The 4,063-nt window shown below is 37.3% G+C and carries 5 protein-coding genes; all 5 read left to right on the top strand.

Going from position 1 to position 4,063, the window contains the following annotated elements; genetic code table 11:
• The first annotated feature begins 328 nt into the window (after nucleotides 1-328).
• The gene (locus OCV65_RS13280) at nucleotides 329-763 is read left to right on the top strand and encodes a helix-turn-helix domain-containing protein (protein WP_262582473.1); all 435 of its coding nucleotides are present in this window, start codon (nucleotides 329-331) and stop codon (nucleotides 761-763) included.
• Between the two features lie 33 nt (nucleotides 764-796).
• Nucleotides 797-1,249, top strand: a complete 453-nt coding sequence (locus OCV65_RS13275; protein ID WP_262582472.1) for a GNAT family N-acetyltransferase — start codon at nucleotides 797-799, stop codon at nucleotides 1,247-1,249.
• A 176-nt stretch (nucleotides 1,250-1,425) separates the two neighbouring features.
• A complete protein-coding gene (locus tag OCV65_RS13270; protein WP_262582471.1) occupies nucleotides 1,426-2,790 on the top strand; it encodes a macrolide family glycosyltransferase in 1,365 nt (454 codons plus the stop codon).
• 57 nt (nucleotides 2,791-2,847) lie between these two features.
• Complete coding sequence (locus OCV65_RS13265) at nucleotides 2,848-3,258, top strand: helix-turn-helix domain-containing protein (protein ID WP_262582470.1); 411 nt, start codon at nucleotides 2,848-2,850, stop codon at nucleotides 3,256-3,258.
• A 68-nt stretch (nucleotides 3,259-3,326) separates the two neighbouring features.
• Nucleotides 3,327-3,986: an alpha/beta fold hydrolase gene (locus OCV65_RS13260; RefSeq protein ID WP_262582469.1), complete on the top strand. Its 660-nt coding sequence runs from the start codon at nucleotides 3,327-3,329 to the stop codon at nucleotides 3,984-3,986.
• Nucleotides 3,987-4,063: the final 77 nt, after the last annotated feature.

Here is a 4,063-nt window from a genome sequence, read left to right as displayed (position 1 = left end):
CCAGTGCCTGATATTTCCAAGGAGCATCCTTCGTTTTTAGGAATTTGTTAAATGCCTGCCTGGAAACATGAAGTACTTTGCAATAAAAAGAAAGGGGTTTGGACTAATGCTGAGAGTGAAAGTGCGAAAAGCAATTCAGAAGCTAGAGAAAAGTTGAGTGAAGGGCAAGAAGTATTGAAGCCCAGTATAATCTCTCTATAAGATAGGCAAGAAATTATAATTTATTGCCCAAGAACCCAATAAATAAGCCAATGTTAATATGTGTTGCTTGAGGCAACGGGGGGTATTTAGGTATGCTGAAGCCATCAAATACAAGGAGGACATGAGTATGTTCAGTGAAAATTTAAAAGCAGTGCGTAAAGCAAAGGGGTATACACAAGAGGAGCTTGCTATAAAGCTTAATGTTGTTAGACAGACTGTCAGCAAATGGGAAAAAGGTTTATCTGTTCCAGATGCAGATGTACTTTCAAGAATAGCAGATGTATTAGATACCAAGGTGAGTGTATTGCTTGGTGGTTCAGTTAAAGAGGAAGCGAATACAAATGCTGTTGCTGAACAGCTGGCAAAGATTAGTGAGCAATTAGCAGTTAAAAATCGCCGCAATAAGAGAATTTGGGAAATAATAGGTATTGTCTTATTGGTAATAGTGATTTTCAATATTATGATGGCAGTGCTATTTAGCGTAAATACGTCATCATCGAGCTGGTCGGAGAATAATAATCAGTCAGTAATAGAGATTGATGGGACTGATATAGAGGAGTAATGTCAGTTATATTAAAATTTGTGGAGGCTGTAAATGAGTGATTATAAATATACAAATTTAGCAGAAATTCCATCGATTAAAGATAAGGCAGCGGAATGGTTTCATAGTAAATGGGGTGTGCCCAAAGAAGCGTATCTTGAATGTATGGATGCATTTTTAAATGGCGAAACAGATTATGGATGGTACTTGTGTCTAGACAACAATAAAATCATTGCTGGTATGGGTGTTATAGAGAACGATTTTCATGATAGAAAAGATTTGACGCCTAATGTATGTGCTGTTTACACGGAAGAAAAGTATCGCTGCCAAGGAATTGCAGGGAAGTTACTGAATATGGTAGTTGAGGATTGTAGGCAGAAAGGAATATCACCAGTCTATCTTATTACCGACCACACAAGTTTTTATGAACGTTATGGTTGGGAATTTTTGTGTATGGTTCAAGGGGATGGCGAACCAGAGATGACAAGGATGTATATTCATCGATAAATCCCAGTTTGTCGAGCTGCTGCGTTAGACAAGAAAATTTGAATTTTCAGTGCTATTAAGGTAAAAATGCAACCATTTTTAACATAATAATAAATAACTGTTAAGGGATGTTGGTGGACTGATCTTTCCAACTCCCTTATATTTATGTTAAAATTTATTGCAAAGGTGGTAAAAAAATGAAAAGTATAATGTTTTTTTGCATCCCTGCACATGGACATCATAATCCAACATTTCCTGTTGTGAAGGAACTTGTGAACAGAGGGAATACAGTTAGATTTTATTCGTTTAACGAATTTAAAGAAAAAGTGGAAGCTACAGGTGCTACCTTTATTAGCTGTGATGCATATTTATCAGAAGTAGAAAAGGAAGTTGAAAGTGGTGAAAAAACGATGTCTACAATTGATATGACTATTGTTGATTTGCAGACTACTGCAAAAATGGACCATTTTCTTCATAATGAAGTGGAGGAATTTAAGCCGGATGTAATTGTATCAGATTCGGTTTGCTTTTGGGGGAAATTAACAGCCAGAAAGTATAAGATTCCTATGGTGGTATCTACTACAACTTTTGCATTTAATAAACAGTCTGCCTCGTATATGAAAAGCAGTTTTGCCGAAATTATGGATTTAATAAAGGGACAGAAAAGGGTAAACGCAGAGCTAAAGAATTTGGAGCAATATGGATATCATGAAAAAAGTATTATGCCTTTAGTGCAAAATGATAATTATACAGATACCATTGTTTATGCTACGGAGAAATACCAGCCTTTTAGCAATACCTTTTCGAAGCATTATGCATTTGTAGGACCGTCTGTGTTTTCAGATTATTTACCTGATAAAAAGAATCAGAGACCACTTGTATATATTTCACTTGGAACCGTTGTAAGTAATAAACCAGATTTCTACAAAAAATGCATAGAAGCGTTAAGGAATGAAAATGTGGATGTTATCATATCCTGCGGTAGAGTTGTTGATCCGCAAAGCTTAAATGGTTTAGCTGAAAATGTTAAGGTTTATAGCACGGTTAATCAGTTAGAGGTTTTATCGAAAGCGAATGTATTCTTAACGCATAATGGAATGAATAGTACTTCAGAGAGTTTGTATATGGCGACTCCAATGGTATTATTTCCACAGACCAATGAGCAGAGAGCTGTGGCGAGAAGAGCGAAGGAGATGGGGGCTGGATTTGAATTAAAAGGTGAGAGCGTTACGGAAATTCATGACGCTATAATGGAAGTGCTTAATAATGGCAAATACGCAGATGCCGCAATGTCATGCAGTGATGATTTTAGAAGTGCTTTGGGACCAAAGGGAGCAGCGGACTTTATTGAAGCTGCACCGCATCTTATGCCAAAGGAAGATAAAAAGAATATCCGCCGTGAAATCCTTCCTGGAGTATTACAGCTTGTATTCTGGTGTGTCATGATAGCATTTATGTTTTCTTTCAAGGCGCTTACGGGAAGTGACAAATGGTGGATTGTAGCAATTGTAGCAAATGTTATTTTTCCATTTTATAAGAAATTGGTTGCTCGGCTAGTATAAACGTTCGTGGTACAGTTTGCCACAATAAGTAGTGATTAGCATGAGAAGGAGAAAGATATGTTTAAGGATAATTTAATTGAACTTAGGAAAATAAATAACATGTCTCAAGAGGATTTGGCATCTCAGATTGGTGTTTCAAGACAAACTCTTTCAAAATATGAAACAGGTGAGTCGCTGCCGGATATTGATAAGTGCAGCGCGATAGCGAAGGTCTTTGGAATAACTGTAGATGATCTTATAAACTATGATAAAGGGGAGAATATGGGTGTCGGAGTTCCTCCTAAGGGAAAGTATATGTTTGGAATGGTGAAAGTCGGTGACAAGGGACAGATTGTAATACCTGCAAAGGCTAGAAAGATATTCAATATAAAACCTGGTGATAATCTAGTGATTCTTGGTGATGAAAACGCAGGACTTGCAATACTCAAGGAAGAAGATTTGCTAGCCATGATGCAGCCTGCAAAATAGACTGATGGATTTTAGGTTGTTATTTTAATGGGGATAGCTTTGAAAATTTAAATTTTGCGGAGGAAATCATGACGGGATTACATGAGAAATCAGTATCGTCTAAACATGGAATCACATATTATTGGACTAATGTAATCAAGAGCGATATTGCATTAGTGCTTCTGCCCGGCTTGACAGCAGATCATCAGCTGTTCGAAACTCAAATTTCATGCTTTGAAGATGAGTTCAAAGTACTGGTTTGGGATTGTCCGTGCCATGGTAAGTCGAGACCATATGATGAATTTACATATGCCAATGTTTGCAATGAACTGGATAGTATTCTTAAAATTGAAGGAATAGGCAGAGCCATATTTATTGGACAGTCGCTTGGAGGAATGATAGCGCAGTATTACATCAATCAGCATCCGACCAAGGCAATTGGCTTCATTTCGGTCGATAGTGTTCCGTTTGGAGATTACTACTCCAAATCAGATTTGTTCTGGCTGACCCAGTTAGAGTGGATGTGCAAATTGTTTCCAAACAAAATACTGAGATCTTCAATGGCGAAGATGTGTGGAGCAACGGAGACTGCACAGAAACGCATGCTCGCTATGATAGCTTCTTACACGAAGAATGAACTGTGCCACCTGATGTATATCGGTGAGGCTGCCTTCATACCTGAGAATAAGAATTTGCATATTCCGTGTAAAAGTATTCTATTGCTTGGGTATAATGGTCTCATAAATTAAGACACTTTTTCGGACAGTTTTTAATGAATCTGATATACTTAAACCAGTATGAAAGAAAGGATCCATTATCATGTCCA

Origin of the sequence: Dorea ammoniilytica, assembly GCF_025567415.1 — a bacterium.
Classification (GTDB): Bacteria; Bacillota; Clostridia; order Lachnospirales; family Lachnospiraceae; genus Claveliimonas; species Claveliimonas ammoniilytica.
Note: the sequence above shows the minus strand (reverse complement) of the source record. Positions and strands in the feature narration are given on the sequence as shown.